Origin of the sequence: Pseudomonas putida, from assembly GCF_028682475.1 — a bacterium.
In the GTDB taxonomy this organism is placed as follows: domain Bacteria; phylum Pseudomonadota; class Gammaproteobacteria; order Pseudomonadales; family Pseudomonadaceae; genus Aquipseudomonas; species Aquipseudomonas putida_AG.
Genome location: NZ_JANHLE010000004.1, coordinates 222,884 through 239,050, shown reverse-complemented (window position 1 = coordinate 239,050; position 16,167 = coordinate 222,884). Strand labels below are relative to the sequence as shown.

Sequence of the window (16,167 nt, the reverse complement as noted above, 5' to 3'; positions counted from 1 at the left end):
CAAAATCATCGAGTAATTCTCGATAGGTTGAAAAAGGCCCCCGCTCAGCGGGGGCTTTTTTTATTGGGTTGACACCCAATAGGGGCGTCTATAGAATCACGCCTCCTTTTAACGGGCGTAGTGCGCCCGGTGGGAATAGCAGCCTGGAGTCTGAAATCCAATGCAAAATCAGCAAATCCGTATCAGGTTGAAGGCTTTTGACCATCGCCTGATCGACCAATCCACCCAGGAAATCGTGGAAACCGCGAAACGTACTGGTGCTCAAGTGCGTGGTCCAATTCCACTGCCTACCCGTAAAGAGCGGTTCACCGTTCTGGTCTCTCCGCACGTCAACAAAGACGCGCGTGACCAGTACGAGATCCGTACTCATAAGCGCGTTCTGGACATCGTCCAGCCAACGGATAAAACCGTTGATGCTCTTATGAAGCTTGATCTTGCGGCCGGTGTGGAAGTGCAGATCAGCCTCGGCTAAGACACGGTCTTAGTCGTGTAACGCTCTGAAATGGGCGGCCATAGCGGGTGAAAGCCCCGTACACTCATGAGGTTTACAACATGACTATTGGTGTAGTCGGTCGTAAATGCGGTATGACCCGTATTTTCACCGAAGAAGGTGTCTCCATTCCGGTCACGGTCATTGAGATCGAGCCGAATCGCGTCACCCAGTTCAAAACCGAAGAAACCGATGGCTACCGTGCAGTGCAAGTCACTGTTGGTGAGCGTCGTGCTTCGCGCGTGACTGCTGCTCAAGCAGGTCACTTCGCTAAAGCGAACGTTGCCGCTGGTCGCGGTGTCTGGGAGTTCCGTCTTGAAGAAGGCGACTACCAGGCTGGCGACTTGATCAATGCAGAAATCTTCGCTGCTGGCCAAATGGTAGATGTTACCGGTCAGTCGAAAGGTAAAGGCTTTGCCGGTACCATCAAGCGTTGGAACTTCCGCGGTCAAGATAACACCCACGGTAACTCCGTTTCCCACCGCGTCCCGGGCTCTATCGGCCAGTGCCAGACTCCTGGTCGTGTATTCAAGGGCAAAAAAATGTCCGGTCATATGGGCGCCGAGCGCGTGACCGTTCAGTCCCTGGAAGTAGTGCGCGTCGACGCTGAACGCAATCTGTTGCTGGTCAAGGGTGCCGTTCCTGGCGCTACTGGCGGTGATCTGGTTGTGCGTCCGGCTGCCAAGGCTCGCGGTTAAGGGGAAGCTGACATGCAACTAAATGTAAATGACGCTCAAGCGATCGAAGTTTCCGAACTGACTTTCGGTGGCGAATTCAACGAGACGCTGGTTCACCAAGCAGTCGTGGCCTACATGGCCGGCGGCCGTCAGGGCACCAAGCAGCAGAAAACCCGTTCCGACGTTGCTGGTGGCGGTAAGCGCCCATGGCGTCAGAAAGGTACTGGTCGCGCTCGTGCCGGTACTATCCGTAGCCCAATCTGGCGTGGCGGCGGTACCACTTTCGCGGCTCGTCCTCAAGACCACTCGCAGAAGCTCAACAAGAAGATGTACCGCGCAGCAATGCGTTCCATCCTCGCTGAGCTGGTGCGTACCGACCGTCTGGTCGTGGTTCAGGACTTCGCTGTTGAAGCACCGAAAACCAAAGACCTGCTGAACAAGCTGAACGGCATGGGTCTGAGCGACGTACTGATCGTTTCTGACGCTGTTGATCAGAATCTGTACCTGGCTGCTCGTAACCTGCCGCACGTCGACGTACGTGACGTACAGGGTTCCGATCCGGTCAGTCTGATCGCATACGACAAAGTGTTGATCACTGTGTCGGCCGTGAAGAAATTCGAGGAGCTGCTGGGATGAACCAGGAACGCGTATTTAAAGTCCTCCTTGGCCCGCACGTTTCCGAGAAGGCTACCGTTCTGGCTGAGAAAAAAGGCCAGTTCGTATTCAAGGTTGCTACTGATGCAACCAAGCTGGAAATCAAGAAAGCTGTCGAAGGCCTGTTCGGCGTAAAAGTCGAAAACGTGTCGACTGTTAACGTTCTGGGTAAAACCAAGCGTACCGCACGTGGTCTGGGCAAGCGCAATGACTGGAAGAAGGCGATCGTCTCCCTTCAGCCAGGCCAAGATCTCGATTTCAGCAGCAGTGCTGAGTAAGGAAGGGGTGCATCATGGCAATCGTTAAATGCAAACCGACTTCCCCTGGCCGCCGTTTCGTGGTCAAGGTGGTCAACAAGGAGCTGCATAAAGGCGCTCCTCACGCACCGCTGCTCGAGAAGAAATCGAAGTCTGGTGGTCGTAACAACAATGGCCGCATCACTACTCGTCACGTAGGTGGTGGTCATAAGCAGCATTACCGTATGGTCGACTTCCGTCGCAACGACAAAGATGGCATCGTCGCCACTGTCGAGCGTATCGAATACGATCCAAACCGTACTGCTCACATCGCACTGCTGTGCTACGCAGACGGCGAGCGCCGCTACATCATCGCCCCTAAAGGCGTTGCTGCTGGCGACCAGCTGATCGCAGGCGCTCTGGCTCCAATCAAGCCAGGCAACTCCCTGCAACTGCGCAACATCCCAGTGGGTAGCACCATTCACGGCATCGAACTGAAGCCGGGCAAAGGTGCACAGATCGCTCGTTCCGCTGGTGCTTCGGCTCAGCTGATCGCTCGCGAAGGTGTCTATGTGACCCTGCGTCTGCGCTCTGGTGAAATGCGTAAAGTCCTGGCTGAATGCCGTGCGACCCTGGGCGAAGTCTCGAACTCCGAGCACAGCCTGCGTTCGCTGGGTAAAGCTGGTGCCAAACGCTGGCGTGGCGTTCGCCCAACCGTTCGTGGTGTTGCCATGAACCCGGTTGACCACCCACATGGTGGTGGTGAAGGTCGTACCTCCGGTGGTCGTCATCCGGTATCGCCATGGGGCTTCCCGACTAAGGGCGCGAAGACTCGTGGTAATAAGCGTACCGACAATATGATCGTCCGTCGTCGCAAGTAAATAGAGGGATACGACAGTGCCACGTTCTCTGAAAAAAGGTCCTTTTATCGATCTTCACCTACTGAAGAAGATCGAAGTGGCGGCGGAAAAGAACGATCGCAAACCAGTTAAGACCTGGTCGCGCCGTTCCATGATCCTGCCACAAATGGTCGGTCTGACCATCGCGGTACACAACGGTCGCCAACACGTCCCAGTTCTCGTGAACGAAGACATGGTCGGCCATAAACTGGGCGAGTTTGCCGGTACCCGCACTTATCGTGGGCACGTGGCTGACAAGAAAGCCAAGCGTTAAGGGGTAAGGAAATGGAAGTAGCCGCTAAGTTGTCGGGCGCTCGAATCTCCGCCCAGAAAGCCCGCTTGGTCGCCGACCAGATCCGCGGGAAGAAGGTGGGCGAAGCGCTCAACCTGTTGGCTTTCAGCAGCAAAAAAGCCGCTGAAATCATGAAGAAAGTCCTCGAGTCGGCCGTAGCCAACGCCGAGCATAACGAAGGCGCAGACGTTGATGACCTGAAGGTCTCCACCGTTTTCGTCAACGAAGGGCGTTCGCTGAAGCGCATCATGCCGCGTGCCAAAGGCCGCGCTGATCGCATCGTCAAGCGGTCTTGCCATATCACTGTCAAGGTTGCGGACAAGTAACGGAGTCGATCAGATGGGTCAGAAAGTACATCCCACTGGCATTCGCCTGGGAATCGTCAAGGAGCACACCTCCGTCTGGTACGCAGACGGTCGGACTTATGCGGACTATTTGCTCGCAGATCTGAATGTGCGTGAGTACCTCCAAGACAAACTAAAAAGCGCGTCCGTTAGCCGTATCGATATCCATCGTCCGGCTCAAACTGCACGCATCACCATCCACACCGCTCGTCCAGGTATCGTTATCGGGAAGAAAGGTGAAGATGTTGAAAAACTGCGTCAGGACCTGACCAAGCAAATGGGTGTGCCTGTGCACATCAATATCGAAGAGATCCGCAAGCCGGAACTCGACGGTATGCTGGTTGCTCAGAGCGTAGCTCAGCAGCTGGAGCGTCGTGTGATGTTCCGTCGCGCCATGAAGCGCGCCGTACAGAACGCCATGCGCATTGGTGCCAAAGGCATCAAGATCCAGGTGAGCGGTCGTCTCGGTGGTGCTGAAATCGCACGTACTGAATGGTATCGCGAAGGTCGTGTGCCGCTGCACACCCTGCGTGCTGATATCGACTATGCCACTTACGAAGCTCACACCACTTACGGTGTGATCGGTGTGAAGGTTTGGATTTTCAAAGGCGAAGTTATTGGTGGTCGCCAAGAAGAACTGAAACCACAAGCACCAGCGCCTCGTAAAAAAGCTGCTAAGTAAGGGGTACGCCAAATGTTGCAACCAAAGCGTACAAAATTCCGCAAGCAGATGACTGGCCACAACCGTGGTCTGGCACTGCGCGGTAGCAAAGTCAGCTTCGGCGAGTTTGCTCTGAAAGCTGTTGCTCGCGGTCGTCTCACCGCCCGCCAGATTGAGTCGGCACGTCGTGCTCTGACCCGTCACGTAAAACGTGGCGGTAAAATCTGGATCCGTGTGTTCCCGGACAAGCCGATCTCCAAGAAGCCTCTCGAAGTGCGGATGGGTAAAGGTAAAGGCTCCGTGGAGTACTGGGTTGCCCAGATCCAGCCAGGCAAAGTCCTGTACGAGATCGAGGGTGTTTCTGAAGAGCTGGCGCGTGAGGCTTTCGCCTTGGCAGCTGCAAAGTTGCCTCTCGCCACCTCCTTTGTTAAGCGGACGGTGATGTGATGAAAGCGAATGAACTTCGTGAAAAATCAGCACAGCAGCTGAACGAGCAACTGCTCGGCTTGCTGCGCGACCAGTTCAATCTGCGTATGCAGAAAGCAACTGGCCAGTTGGGGCAGTCGCACCTGCTCTCGCAAGTTAAGCGTGACATCGCTCGCGTGAAAACTGTGCTCAACCAGCAGGCAGGTAAGTGATCATGGCTGAAGCTGAAAAAACCGTCCGTACGCTGACTGGCCGTGTCGTCAGCGACAAGATGGACAAAACCATCACCGTACTGATCGAGCGTCGCGTAAAGCACCCGATCTACGGTAAATACGTTAAGCGTTCGACTAAGCTGCACGCGCACGACGAAACCAACCAGTGCCACATCGGCGACAAGGTCTCCATCCGCGAGACTCGTCCGCTGGCCAAGACCAAAGCTTGGGCACTGGTTGAAGTTCTCGAACGCGCTGTTGAAGTCTAAGGGCTAAGGGTCGGAGAAATTTTATGATTCAGACTCAATCCATGCTCGATGTGGCCGATAACAGCGGCGCTCGTCGCGTCATGTGCATCAAGGTTCTCGGCGGTTCGCACCGCCGTTACGCCGGCATCGGTGACATCATCAAGGTAACCGTCAAGGAAGCAATTCCGCGCGGTAAAGTGAAGAAAGGCCAAGTGATGACTGCTGTTGTAGTCCGCACTCGCCACGGTGTCCGTCGCGCTGACGGCTCCATCATCCGCTTTGATGGCAATGCTGCTGTTCTGCTGAACAACAAGCAAGAGCCGATCGGCACCCGTATCTTTGGGCCAGTGACCCGTGAACTTCGTACTGAGAAGTTCATGAAGATCGTCTCGCTCGCCCCAGAAGTGCTGTAAGGAGATCCGACATGCAAAAGATTCGTCGTGACGACGAGATCATCGTGATCGCCGGCAAAGACAAAGGTAAGCGCGGTAAGGTGCTCAAGGTTCTCGCTGACGACCGTCTGGTCGTTGGTGGGATCAACCTGGTGAAGCGTCATACCAAGCCTAACCCGATGTCGGGCGTACAAGGCGGTATCGTCGAGAAAGAAGCGCCACTGCACGCTTCCAACGTCGCCATTTTCAACGGCGAAACCAACAAGGCTGACCGCGTTGGTTTCAAAGTAGAAGACGGCAAGAAAATTCGTGTCTTCAAGTCGACCCAAAAAGCGGTTGATGCTTGAACACTGCTAGGTAGAAGACCATGGCACGACTGAAAGAGATTTACCGGAAGGAAATTGCTCCGAAGCTTAAGGAAGAACTTAAGCTGGCGAACGTGATGGAAGTTCCGCGCGTTACCAAGATCACCCTGAACATGGGTCTGGGCGAAGCTGTCGGCGACAAAAAAGTCATCGAGCACGCTGTTGCTGACCTGGAGAAGATCACCGGTCAGAAAGCCGTTGTGACTTTCGCTCGGAAATCCATCGCGGGCTTCAAAGTCCGTGAGGGCTGGCCGATCGGCGTTAAAGTTACTCTGCGCCGCGATCGTATGTACGAATTCCTGGACCGCCTGCTGGCGATCTCCCTGCCTCGGGTTCGCGACTTCCGCGGCCTGAATGCCAAGTCCTTCGATGGTCGTGGCAACTACAGCATGGGCGTGAAAGAGCAGATCATCTTCCCGGAAATCGACTACGACAAGATCGATGCTCTGCGCGGTCTGGACATTACCCTGACCACCACTGCCAAGAACGATGACGAAGGCCGCGCTCTGCTGCGTGCTTTCAAATTCCCGTTCCGCAACTGATTGGAGTAGGAAAATGGCCAAGAAGAGCATGAAAAACCGTGAGCTGAAGCGTCAGCTCACTGTTGCCAAGTACGCCAAGAAGCGTGCCGAGCTGAAAGCGATCATCGTTAATCTGGAAGCAACTCCAGAAGAGCGTTTTGCCGCTGTCGTAGCTCTGCAGAAGCAACCACGTGACGCCAGCGCTTCGCGCCTGCGTAACCGTTGCCGCATCACCGGTCGTCCACACGGCGTTTACCGCAAGTTCGGCCTCGGCCGTAACAAGCTGCGTGAAGCAGCAATGCGCGGTGACGTTCCAGGTCTGGTTAAAGCCAGCTGGTAAGACGTGCCGGCAGCGTCCAGGTGGCGGGGGAGCAATCTTCCGACCACCGGTGACTTTGCAACGAAACAAGCCCCTTCTGGGGCTTGTTTCGTTTCTGGGAACTGTCTAGAATGACCGGCTCTCCTGAGCCCGGGTTTTTTGATCTGGCGCGCTCAGGCGACTGTAGTAGCCGAGAGGCTAATTTTTCTTGTATCAGGAGCGTCTAGCCCATGAGTATGCAGGACCCGTTAGCGGACATGCTAACTCGCATCCGTAATGCCCAGATGGCTGAAAAGTCCGTCGTAAGCATGCCTTCGTCGACTCTGAAGGTTGCGGTAGCCAAAGTTCTGAAAGACGAAGGTTACATCGCTGGCTATCAGGTCAGCAGCGAAGTAAAACCATCGCTTTCCATCGAGCTGAAATACTTCGAAGGCCGTCCGGTCATCGAGGAAGTCAAGCGCGTAAGTCGTCCAGGCCTGCGTCAGTACAAGTCCGTCGAAGAACTGCCGAAAGTACGTGGCGGTCTGGGCGTGTCTATCGTCTCCACCAACAAAGGTGTGATGACTGATCGTGCTGCGCGCGCTGCCGGTGTCGGCGGCGAAGTTCTCTGCACAGTGTTCTAAGGGGGGATAAGCATGTCTCGCGTCGCTAAGAACCCCGTTAAGCTGCCAGCTGGCGTCGAAATCAAATTCGTCGGCCAACAGCTTTCGGTGAAGGGTGCCAAGGGCACTCTCGAACTGAACGTTCACTCGTCCGTAGAAGTCGTTGAAGAAGCTGGTGAGCTGCGTTTCGCTGCTCGCAATGGCGATCAACAAACTCGCGCAATGGCCGGTACCACCCGTGCCCTGGTTAACAACATGGTCCAAGGCGTAAGCCAAGGCTTCGAGCGCAAGCTCCAGCTGGTCGGTGTTGGTTACAAAGCACAAGCCAAAGGCACCGTGCTGAACCTGGCGCTTGGCTTCTCGCATCCAGTGGATTACGAACTGCCAGCGGGTATCACCGCTGAGACCCCAAGCCAGACCGATATCCTGATCAAGGGTATCGACAAGCAGCTGGTAGGTCAGGTGGCCGCTGAAATCCGCGACTTCCGTCCACCAGAGCCGTACAAAGGCAAGGGTGTGCGTTACGCGGACGAAGTCGTCCGTCGTAAAGAAGCCAAGAAGAAGTAGGGCCTAGCAAATGACCGACAAAAAAGTTACTCGACTGCGTCGCGCTCGCAAAGCACGCCTGAAAATGCACGAACTCGAAGTCGTGCGTCTCTGCGTGTTCCGCTCCTCGCAGCACATCTATGCCCAGGTCCTTTCGGCCGACGGCAGCAAAGTCCTGGCCAGCGCCTCGACTTTGGACAAAGAACTGCGTGATGGCGCCACCGGCAACATCGACGCGGCCACTAAGGTTGGCAAGCTGGTAGCTGAGCGCGCGAAAGCCGCCGGTGTATCTCAAGTTGCCTTTGACCGTTCCGGCTTCAAGTACCACGGCCGCGTCAAGGCGCTGGCTGATGCTGCTCGTGAAGGCGGGCTGGAGTTCTAAGTTATGGCAAATAACGATCAAAAGCGCGACGAAGGCTACATCGAGAAGCTGGTTCAAGTTAACCGCGTTGCCAAAACCGTAAAAGGCGGCCGTATCTTCACTTTCACCGCGTTGACCGTGGTAGGTGATGGCAAGGGTCGTGTTGGTTTCGGCCGTGGCAAATCGCGCGAAGTACCTGCTGCGATCCAGAAAGCCATGGAAGCTGCTCGCCGCAACATGATTCAGGTTGACCTGAACGGCACCACTCTGCAGTACGCCACCAAGTCCGCCCATGGCGCGTCGAAGGTGTACATGCAGCCTGCCTCTGAAGGTACCGGTATCATCGCCGGTGGCGCAATGCGTGCCGTCCTGGAAGTTGCTGGCGTTCAGAACGTCCTGGCCAAGTGCTATGGCTCGACCAACCCTGTAAACGTGGTTCACGCCACTTTCAAGGGTCTGAAAGCTATGCAATCTCCTGAGTCCATTGCTGCCAAGCGCGGCAAGAGCGTTGAGGAGATCCGTTGATCATGGCTACCGTTAAAGTAACGCTGATCAAAAGCACCGCCGGCCGTCTCCCTAACCACAAACTGTGTGTTAAGGGTCTGGGTCTGCGCCGCATCGGTCACACTGTAGAAGTCCTGGATACTCCCGAGAACCGCGGGATGATCAACAAGGCTTACTACATGCTGCGCGTCGAGGGTTAATCGATGAAACTCAATGATCTGAGTCCAGCGCCGGGTTCCCGTCGCGAGAAGCATCGTCCGGGTCGTGGTATCGGTAGTGGTTTGGGTAAGACTGGTGGCCGTGGTCACAAAGGTCAAACCTCCCGCTCCGGTGGCACCATCGCTCCAGGCTTTGAAGGCGGTCAACAGCCGCTGCACCGTCGTCTGCCGAAATTCGGCTTCGTTTCCCTGAAAGCCATGGATCGCGCCGAAGTGCGTCTGTCCGAGCTGGCCAAAGTGGAAGGCGACGTTGTCACCGTGCAATCCCTGAAGGATGCCAACGTGATTAACCAGAACGTACAGCGTGTGAAAATCATGCTGTCGGGCGAAGTTACTCGCGCGGTCACCATCAAGGGTATCGCAGCCACCAAAGGTGCGCGTGCGGCTATCGAAGCAGCTGGCGGCAAGTTCGAGGAATAAATGGCTAAGCAAGGTGCTCTCTCTTCGCTCGGCAAAGGCGGGATGTCTGAACTTTGGGCTCGTCTGCGTTTTCTGTTTCTGGCGATCATCGTCTATCGGATAGGCGCACACATCCCAGTTCCAGGTATCAACCCGGACCGGCTGGCGGAACTGTTTCGACAGAATGAGGGGACCATTCTTAGCTTGTTCAACATGTTTTCCGGCGGCGCGCTGGAACGGATGAGCATCTTTGCACTGGGGATCATGCCGTACATTTCGGCATCGATCATCATGCAGTTGATGACCGCCGTCAGCCCGCAGCTGGAGCAGTTGAAGAAGGAAGGTGAAGCTGGCCGTCGCAAGATCAGCCAGTACACCCGCTACGGCACCGTAATCCTGGCGCTGGTCCAGGCCATTGGCATGTCCATTGGTCTGGCCGGTCAGGGCGTGGCGTTTTCTGCTGACTTTGGCTTCCATTTCGTTGCAGTGTCCACGTTTGTGGCCGGTGCAATGTTCATGATGTGGCTGGGTGAGCAGATCACGGAGCGCGGTGTAGGCAACGGTATCTCGATGTTGATCTTCGCAGGTATCGTCGCCGGTCTTCCGAGAGCAATCGGGCAGTCTTTCGAGTCTGCACGTACAGGCGATATCAACATTTTCGCTCTGGTCGCTATCGGTTTGCTGGCAGTAGCGATTATCGGTTTTGTGGTGTTCATTGAGCGTGGTCAGCGTCGTATCGCCGTTCACTACGCCAAGCGTCAGCAGGGCCGCAAGGTCTTCGCTGCGCAGACCAGCCACTTGCCGCTGAAAGTGAACATGGCGGGCGTTATTCCTGCCATTTTCGCGAGCAGCATCTTGCTGTTCCCGGCTTCGCTGGGTGCCTGGTTCGGTCAGTCCGAAGGTATGGGCTGGTTGCAGGACATCTCGCAGTCGATCGCTCCTGGTCAGCCGTTGAATATTCTGCTGTTTAGTGCAGGGATCATTTTCTTCTGCTTCTTCTATACGGCGTTGATGTTCAATCCGAAAGACGTAGCGGAGAACCTGAAGAAGTCCGGTGCCTTTATTCCGGGCATCCGTCCAGGTGAGCAGTCGGCGCGCTACATTGATGGCGTTCTGACCCGCTTGACCATGTTCGGTGCTCTTTATATGACGGCCGTCTGTCTGCTTCCCCAGTTCCTGGTGGTTGCTGCAAACGTTCCGTTCTACCTTGGCGGGACCTCGTTGCTGATTGTGGTAGTGGTTGTGATGGACTTCATGTCCCAAGTACAATCGCACCTCGTTTCGCACCAGTACGAATCCCTGATGAAGAAAGCCAACCTGAAAGGCTACGGTGGCAGCGGTTTGCTGCGCTGAGAGACCCTTAAGGTTCGAGGAGTTGGTGATGAAAGTTCGTGCATCGGTGAAAAAGCTGTGCCGTAACTGCAAGATTATTCGCCGCGAAGGTGTTGTTCGAGTAATTTGCAGTGCGGAACCACGTCACAAGCAGCGCCAAGGCTGAGTGTGATTTGCGCTACAAACCCAGCAGCTAGTGCGCTGCTGGGTTGATTATTTGTTTCTACAGCGATATTATCTCGCGCCCTATTTCTTGGCTTCCGGGGCGTAGGTAGCTGTCAATTGGAGTCCCACTGAATGGCCCGTATTGCAGGCGTCAACATTCCAGATAACAAGCACACTGTTATCTCGCTGACCTACATCTATGGTGTTGGTCGCACTACTGCACAGAAAATCTGTGTAGAGACTGGGGTCAACCCAGCCGCTAAGATCAAGGATCTGAGCGACGAGCAGGTTGAATCGCTGCGTACTGAAGTTGCGAAGTACATCACCGAAGGTGATCTGCGCCGTGACATCAACATGAAAATCAAGCGGTTGATGGACCTGGGTTGCTACCGCGGCCTGCGTCATCGTCGGGGTCTGCCAGTACGCGGTCAGCGTACCAAGACCAACGCGCGTACCCGTAAGGGCCCGCGTAAGCCGATCCGCAAGTAATCGCACCAGCGAATCGACAGGAATTTAGAAATGGCAAAACCTGCTGCTCGTCCTCGTAAAAAAGTCAAAAAGACAGTGGTTGATGGCATCGCCCACATCCACGCGTCTTTCAACAACACCATCGTGACCATCACCGATCGTCAAGGTAACGCTCTGTCCTGGGCTACCTCCGGCGGTTCGGGTTTCCGCGGTTCCCGCAAGTCCACCCCGTTCGCTGCTCAAGTAGCTGCTGAGCGTGCTGGTCAAGCTGCGCTGGAATATGGTCTGAAGAACCTCGACGTTAACGTCAAGGGTCCAGGTCCAGGTCGTGAGTCCGCTGTTCGTGCTTTGAACGGTTGTGGCTATAAGATCGCCAGCATCACCGACGTGACGCCAATCCCGCATAACGGGTGCCGTCCGCCGAAGAAGCGCCGCGTGTAATCAGGAGACAGATAAATGGCACGTTACATTGGTCCAAAATGCAAACTGTCTCGTCGTGAAGGCACCGATCTGTTCCTGAAGAGCGGCGTTCGCGCTCTGGAATCGAAGTGCAACATCGAAGCAGCCCCAGGTATCCACGGCCAGCGCCGTGGCCGTCAGTCCGACTACGGCACCCAGCTGCGCGAGAAACAAAAAGTACGTCGCATCTATGGCGTTCTCGAGCGTCAGTTCAGCGGTTACTACAAGGAAGCAGCCTCCAAGAAGGGTGCAACCGGCGAGAACCTGCTGCAGCTGCTCGAATGCCGTCTGGATAACGTCGTTTATCGTATGGGCTTTGGCGCTACTCGTGCCGAATCCCGTCAGCTGGTTTCGCACAAAGCGATCAGCATCAACGGCAAGACTGTAAACATTCCGTCCTACCAAGTTCGTCCGGGTGACGTGGTCGCGGTTCGCGAGAAGTCGCAGAACCAGCTGCGCATTGTTCAAGCCCTTGAACTGTGCGCCCAGCGTGGCCGCGTTGAGTGGGTAGATGTGGATGCTGCCAAGAAGTCGGGCGTTTTCAAGAACGTTCCTGCTCGCAGCGACCTGTCCGCCGACATCAACGAAAGCCTGATTGTCGAGCTCTACTCCAAGTAAGGGCTAGAAAATAGGTGCATCCATGCAGATTTCGGTAAATGAGTTCCTGACGCCCCGCCACATTGATGTGCAGGTCGTCAGTCCAACCCGCGCTAAAATCACGCTCGAGCCTCTCGAGCGTGGCTTTGGCCATACCCTGGGCAACGCGCTGCGCCGCATCCTGTTGTCCTCTATGCCTGGCTGTGCAGTAGTCGAGGCCGAGATTGACGGTGTACTCCACGAGTACTCGGCAATCGAAGGTGTACAGGAAGACGTCATTGAAATCCTGTTGAACCTGAAAGGCCTGGCTATCAAACTGCACGGTCGTGACGAAGTTACGCTGACCTTGTCGAAAAAGGGTTCGGGGGTGGTTACCGCTGCCGATATTCAGCTGGATCATGATGTCGAGATCGTTAACCCCGATCACGTAATCGCTAACCTGGCGTCTAACGGCGCCCTGAACATGAAGCTCACCGTAGCTCGTGGTCGTGGTTATGAGCCGGCCGATTCGCGTCAGAGCGATGAAGACGAAAGCCGCAGCATTGGTCGCTTGCAGCTCGACTCTTCGTTCAGCCCGGTTCGCCGTATCGCATACGTGGTGGAAAACGCCCGTGTCGAGCAGCGTACCAACCTGGACAAGCTGGTTATTGATCTGGAAACCAACGGTACTCTGGATCCTGAAGAGGCTATCCGTCGTGCTGCAACCATCCTGCAACAGCAGCTGGCTGCGTTCGTCGACCTCAAAGGTGACAGCGAACCTGTGGTAGTCGAACAGGAAGACGAGATCGATCCGATCCTGCTTCGTCCGGTTGACGATCTGGAATTGACCGTGCGTTCGGCCAACTGCCTTAAGGCGGAGAACATTTACTACATCGGCGATCTGATTCAGCGCACCGAAGTAGAACTGTTGAAGACTCCGAACCTGGGCAAGAAGTCCCTGACTGAAATCAAGGACGTTCTGGCCTCCCGTGGTCTGTCCCTCGGCATGCGCCTCGACAACTGGCCGCCTGCAAGTCTTAAGAAAGACGACAAGGCGACTGCCTGATCGTCGTAATCACCGAACGTAGTGTTTGGTAAGGAATGAATCATGCGTCATCGTAAAAGTGGACGTCACCTGAGCCGTACCAGCTCTCACCGCAAGGCTATGTTCCAGAACATGGCGGTGTCGCTGTTCGAGCACGAGCTGATCAAAACTACCCTGCCAAAAGCCAAGGAACTGCGCCGCGTTGCCGAGCCGCTGATCACCCTGGCCAAGGAAGACAGCGTAGCTAACCGTCGTCTGGCTTTCGACCGTACCCGTTCGAAAGAAATCGTCGGTAAGCTGTTCAACGATCTGGGCAAGCGCTATGCCACCCGTCAGGGCGGCTACCTGCGTATCCTCAAGTGCGGCTTCCGCGCTGGCGATAACGCACCAATGGCGTACGTCGAGCTGGTTGATCGTCCTGTCGGTGGTTCGGTAGAAGCTGCTGAATAAGACGTCAGTCTGAAACAAGAAACCGGGCCTAGTGCCCGGTTTTTTGTGTCTTGATGTATTGAAACAATCTATTGATCCAAGTCAGGTAATGAATTTGTTGCTGTCACAGTTCTCGTCGATACTCATTCCAGGCCGATTAGCCGGCAGTTTGAGACCGAAAGGACCGATAGGGAGATAGCGCATGAGCCAGACCAAGACACTGACCACCGCCAGCGGTGCACCGGTTGCCGACAACCAGAACTCGCGCTCCGCAGGGCCGCGGGGGCCGTTGTTGCTGGATGACTTCCACCTGCTTGAAAAGCTTGCCCACTTCAACCGTGAGAACATCCCAGAGCGCCGTGTACACGCCAAGGGTTCGGGAGCTTATGGCACCTTCACGGTAACCCGGGATATCACCCAGTACAGTTACGCCAAGCTGTTTAGCGCTGTCGGCAAGCAGACCGAAACCTTCCTGCGTTTCTCCACGGTCGGTGGCGAGCGTGGCTCGGCGGATACCGAGCGTGATCCGCGGGGTTTCGCCCTGAAGTTCTATACCGAGGAAGGCAACTGGGACATCGTAGGTAACAACACCCCGGTGTTCTTCATTCGTGATCCGCTGAAATTCCCCGACTTTATCCACACCCAGAAACGTCTGCCGCAAAGTAACCTGAAAAGTGCGCAGGCGATGTGGGACTTCTGGTCGCATTCGCCTGAGGCGCTGCACCAGGTCACCATCCTGTTCTCTGATCGGGGCATTCCAGACGGCTACCGTCACATGCACGGTTTCGGCAGCCACACTTACAGCTTGATCAATGCTCAGGGTCAGCGCACCTGGGTCAAATGGCACTTCAAGACCAAGCAGGGCATCAAGAACCTGGCGCCTGCTGAGGCGGCGCGCCTGGCGGGTACTGATCCTGATTACGCTCAGCGCGACCTGTTCGAAGCCATCGAGCGCGGCGACTTCCCAAAATGGGCGGTGTGCATCCAGGTGATGAGTGAAGAAGAGGCAGCCAGCCGCGACGAGAACCCCTTTGACGTGACCAAGACCTGGTCGCAGAAGGATTACCCGTTGATCGAAATCGGTGAGCTGGAGCTGAACCGCAACCCGCTCAACTACTTCGCCGAAGTCGAACAGGCTGCATTCGGGCCGAGCAATATGGTTCCAGGTGTCGGTTTGTCGCCGGATCGTATGCTCCAGGGCCGCGTATTCGCCTATGCAGATGCCCACCGCTATCGCGTTGGTACCAACCATCAGCAATTGCCGGTGAACGCCCCACGCAGCCCGGTGAACACCTACCAGCGTGATGGCAGCATGGCGTTTGGCAGCAACGGTGGTGCAGCACCTAACTACGAACCGAACAGTTATGGCAATGCGCCGAAGCAGGCGCCGCAGTACGCCGAGCCCGCTCTGGAGTTGAACGGTGTGGCTGATCGTTACGATCATCGCGAAGACACCGATTACTACAGCCACGCCGGTGCACTGTTCCGCTTGATGAATGCCGAACAGAAGGCCCTGTTGATCAACAACATTGCCGGAGCCATGGCCGGGGTTTCCGAAGAGGTCGTCCAACGTCAGTTGCAGCACTTCTTCAAGGCCGATCCGGCCTATGGAGAAGGGATTGCCAAGGCTTTGGGCATAAATCTCGCCTAAGTCGAAGTGATAAAAAGAACCGCCCTCATTTGGGCGGTTTTTCAATGAATATCACTACTGTTTACCCGCTTTTTTGCACATTTATGCCCGATTCCAAGTGACCTTCCGGGCATCCTGGTTCAAACTATAACTTTCACACAGGGAGAGGCAGGGCGATGCAAGGTCACCCGGACGTAATCGATTATCTCAACACGTTGCTGACGGGCGAACTGGCGGCACGTGACCAATATTTCATCCACTCGCGGATGTACGAAGACTGGGGCTTGAGCAAGCTCTACGAGCGTATCAACCACGAGATGGAAGAAGAGACCCAGCACGCTGATGCCCTGATGCGTCGTATCCTCATGCTCGAAGGCACTCCACGCATGCGCCCGGATGATCTGGACGTAGGTGCAACCGTGCCGGAAATGATCGCAGCCGACCTGCGCCTGGAATACAAGGTGCGCGCCGCACTGTGCAAAGGCATCGAGCTGTGTGAACTGCACAAGGACTACATCAGCCGTGACATCCTGCGCTTGCAGTTGGCCGACACCGAAGAAGATCACACCTACTGGCTGGAAAAGCAGCAAGGCCTGATCAAGTCCATCGGCCTCGAGAATTACCTGCAGTCGCAGATGTAATTTTCCCGGAACAAAAAGAAGCCCCGCCAGTGCGGGGCTTTTTTGTTTCTGTTGAA

At 55.6% G+C, this 16,167-nt stretch carries 30 protein-coding genes; all 30 read left to right on the top strand.

Annotated elements, in window-relative coordinates; all coding sequences use genetic code 11:
• Nucleotides 1–160 precede the first annotated feature (160 nt).
• Nucleotides 161–472 carry a 30S ribosomal protein S10 gene (rpsJ, locus tag NPS47_RS05790; RefSeq protein ID WP_003186070.1) on the top strand — a complete coding sequence of 104 codons (312 nt, stop codon included), beginning with the start codon at nt 161–163 and terminating at the stop codon, nt 470–472.
• Between the two features lie 80 nt (nt 473–552).
• On the top strand, nt 553–1,188 hold the full coding sequence (gene rplC, locus NPS47_RS05785; RefSeq protein WP_028944484.1) for a 50S ribosomal protein L3: 636 nt from the start codon (nt 553–555) through the stop codon (nt 1,186–1,188).
• 12 nt (nt 1,189–1,200) lie between these two features.
• On the top strand, nt 1,201–1,803 hold the full coding sequence (gene rplD, locus NPS47_RS05780; protein WP_010220305.1) for a 50S ribosomal protein L4: 603 nt from the start codon (nt 1,201–1,203) through the stop codon (nt 1,801–1,803).
• On the top strand, nt 1,800–2,099 hold the full coding sequence (rplW, locus tag NPS47_RS05775; RefSeq protein ID WP_010220306.1) for a 50S ribosomal protein L23: 300 nt from the start codon (nt 1,800–1,802) through the stop codon (nt 2,097–2,099). Before rplD ends, rplW begins: the two co-directional genes overlap by 4 nt.
• A 14-nt stretch (nt 2,100–2,113) precedes the next feature.
• Nucleotides 2,114–2,938, top strand: a complete 825-nt coding sequence (gene rplB, locus NPS47_RS05770) for a 50S ribosomal protein L2 (RefSeq protein WP_038606161.1) — start codon at nt 2,114–2,116, stop codon at nt 2,936–2,938.
• Between the two features lie 16 nt (nt 2,939–2,954).
• A complete protein-coding gene (gene rpsS, locus NPS47_RS05765; RefSeq protein ID WP_002555486.1) occupies nt 2,955–3,230 on the top strand; it encodes a 30S ribosomal protein S19 in 276 nt (91 codons plus the stop codon).
• Nucleotides 3,231–3,241: 11 nt separating this feature from the next.
• A complete protein-coding gene (gene rplV / locus NPS47_RS05760) occupies nt 3,242–3,574 on the top strand; it encodes a 50S ribosomal protein L22 (protein ID WP_003103908.1) in 333 nt (110 codons plus the stop codon).
• A gap of 13 nt (nt 3,575–3,587) precedes the next feature.
• Nucleotides 3,588–4,274 carry a 30S ribosomal protein S3 gene (rpsC, locus tag NPS47_RS05755; protein ID WP_010220308.1) on the top strand — a complete coding sequence of 229 codons (687 nt, stop codon included), beginning with the start codon at nt 3,588–3,590 and terminating at the stop codon, nt 4,272–4,274.
• A gap of 12 nt (nt 4,275–4,286) precedes the next feature.
• On the top strand, nt 4,287–4,700 hold the full coding sequence (gene rplP, locus NPS47_RS05750) for a 50S ribosomal protein L16 (RefSeq protein WP_003255479.1): 414 nt from the start codon (nt 4,287–4,289) through the stop codon (nt 4,698–4,700).
• On the top strand, nt 4,700–4,891 hold the full coding sequence (gene rpmC, locus NPS47_RS05745; RefSeq protein WP_002555481.1) for a 50S ribosomal protein L29: 192 nt from the start codon (nt 4,700–4,702) through the stop codon (nt 4,889–4,891). The genes rplP and rpmC overlap by 1 nt, the downstream gene beginning before the upstream one ends.
• Before the next feature lie 2 nt (nt 4,892–4,893).
• Nucleotides 4,894–5,160, top strand: coding sequence for a 30S ribosomal protein S17 (gene rpsQ / locus NPS47_RS05740; protein ID WP_028944481.1), 267 nt, complete (start codon nt 4,894–4,896; stop codon nt 5,158–5,160).
• A gap of 23 nt (nt 5,161–5,183) precedes the next feature.
• A complete protein-coding gene (rplN, locus tag NPS47_RS05735) occupies nt 5,184–5,552 on the top strand; it encodes a 50S ribosomal protein L14 (RefSeq protein ID WP_002555479.1) in 369 nt (122 codons plus the stop codon).
• 11 nt (nt 5,553–5,563) lie between these two features.
• On the top strand, nt 5,564–5,878 hold the full coding sequence (gene rplX, locus NPS47_RS05730) for a 50S ribosomal protein L24 (RefSeq protein ID WP_009397501.1): 315 nt from the start codon (nt 5,564–5,566) through the stop codon (nt 5,876–5,878).
• A 20-nt stretch (nt 5,879–5,898) separates the two neighbouring features.
• Nucleotides 5,899–6,438 carry a 50S ribosomal protein L5 gene (gene rplE, locus NPS47_RS05725; protein ID WP_028944480.1) on the top strand — a complete coding sequence of 180 codons (540 nt, stop codon included), beginning with the start codon at nt 5,899–5,901 and terminating at the stop codon, nt 6,436–6,438.
• Between the two features lie 13 nt (nt 6,439–6,451).
• A complete protein-coding gene (gene rpsN / locus NPS47_RS05720) occupies nt 6,452–6,757 on the top strand; it encodes a 30S ribosomal protein S14 (protein ID WP_038606172.1) in 306 nt (101 codons plus the stop codon).
• Nucleotides 6,758–6,966: 209 nt separating this feature from the next.
• Nucleotides 6,967–7,359: a 30S ribosomal protein S8 gene (gene rpsH, locus NPS47_RS05715; RefSeq protein WP_010220313.1), complete on the top strand. Its 393-nt coding sequence runs from the start codon at nt 6,967–6,969 to the stop codon at nt 7,357–7,359.
• Between the two features lie 12 nt (nt 7,360–7,371).
• The gene (gene rplF / locus NPS47_RS05710; RefSeq protein ID WP_107024809.1) at nt 7,372–7,905 is read left to right on the top strand and encodes a 50S ribosomal protein L6; all 534 of its coding nucleotides are present in this window, start codon (nt 7,372–7,374) and stop codon (nt 7,903–7,905) included.
• 10 nt (nt 7,906–7,915) lie between these two features.
• Nucleotides 7,916–8,266: a 50S ribosomal protein L18 gene (rplR, locus tag NPS47_RS05705; protein ID WP_038606178.1), complete on the top strand. Its 351-nt coding sequence runs from the start codon at nt 7,916–7,918 to the stop codon at nt 8,264–8,266.
• A gap of 3 nt (nt 8,267–8,269) precedes the next feature.
• On the top strand, nt 8,270–8,770 hold the full coding sequence (rpsE, locus tag NPS47_RS05700; protein ID WP_010220316.1) for a 30S ribosomal protein S5: 501 nt from the start codon (nt 8,270–8,272) through the stop codon (nt 8,768–8,770).
• Between the two features lie 2 nt (nt 8,771–8,772).
• Nucleotides 8,773–8,949, top strand: a complete 177-nt coding sequence (rpmD, locus tag NPS47_RS05695) for a 50S ribosomal protein L30 (protein WP_010220317.1) — start codon at nt 8,773–8,775, stop codon at nt 8,947–8,949.
• 3 nt (nt 8,950–8,952) lie between these two features.
• Nucleotides 8,953–9,387: a 50S ribosomal protein L15 gene (gene rplO, locus NPS47_RS05690; protein WP_010220318.1), complete on the top strand. Its 435-nt coding sequence runs from the start codon at nt 8,953–8,955 to the stop codon at nt 9,385–9,387.
• Nucleotides 9,388–10,719: a preprotein translocase subunit SecY gene (gene secY, locus NPS47_RS05685; protein WP_010220319.1), complete on the top strand. Its 1,332-nt coding sequence runs from the start codon at nt 9,388–9,390 to the stop codon at nt 10,717–10,719.
• A gap of 28 nt (nt 10,720–10,747) precedes the next feature.
• On the top strand, nt 10,748–10,864 hold the full coding sequence (gene rpmJ / locus NPS47_RS05680; RefSeq protein ID WP_002555468.1) for a 50S ribosomal protein L36: 117 nt from the start codon (nt 10,748–10,750) through the stop codon (nt 10,862–10,864).
• A 131-nt stretch (nt 10,865–10,995) separates the two neighbouring features.
• The gene (rpsM, locus tag NPS47_RS05675) at nt 10,996–11,352 is read left to right on the top strand and encodes a 30S ribosomal protein S13 (protein ID WP_028944477.1); all 357 of its coding nucleotides are present in this window, start codon (nt 10,996–10,998) and stop codon (nt 11,350–11,352) included.
• 30 nt (nt 11,353–11,382) lie between these two features.
• Entirely contained in the window at nt 11,383–11,772 is a 390-nt protein-coding gene (gene rpsK / locus NPS47_RS05670; protein WP_002555466.1) for a 30S ribosomal protein S11, read from the top strand.
• A gap of 15 nt (nt 11,773–11,787) precedes the next feature.
• Nucleotides 11,788–12,408: a 30S ribosomal protein S4 gene (gene rpsD / locus NPS47_RS05665; protein WP_038606186.1), complete on the top strand. Its 621-nt coding sequence runs from the start codon at nt 11,788–11,790 to the stop codon at nt 12,406–12,408.
• Nucleotides 12,409–12,430: 22 nt separating this feature from the next.
• Nucleotides 12,431–13,432, top strand: coding sequence for a DNA-directed RNA polymerase subunit alpha (locus NPS47_RS05660; RefSeq protein ID WP_003186012.1), 1,002 nt, complete (start codon nt 12,431–12,433; stop codon nt 13,430–13,432).
• A 42-nt stretch (nt 13,433–13,474) separates the two neighbouring features.
• Nucleotides 13,475–13,861: a 50S ribosomal protein L17 gene (rplQ, locus tag NPS47_RS05655; protein WP_002555463.1), complete on the top strand. Its 387-nt coding sequence runs from the start codon at nt 13,475–13,477 to the stop codon at nt 13,859–13,861.
• Nucleotides 13,862–14,042: 181 nt separating this feature from the next.
• Nucleotides 14,043–15,491, top strand: a complete 1,449-nt coding sequence (locus tag NPS47_RS05650) for a catalase (RefSeq protein ID WP_274294091.1) — start codon at nt 14,043–14,045, stop codon at nt 15,489–15,491.
• A 155-nt stretch (nt 15,492–15,646) separates the two neighbouring features.
• Nucleotides 15,647–16,111, top strand: a complete 465-nt coding sequence (gene bfr / locus NPS47_RS05645) for a bacterioferritin (protein ID WP_038606192.1) — start codon at nt 15,647–15,649, stop codon at nt 16,109–16,111.
• Nucleotides 16,112–16,167: the final 56 nt, after the last annotated feature.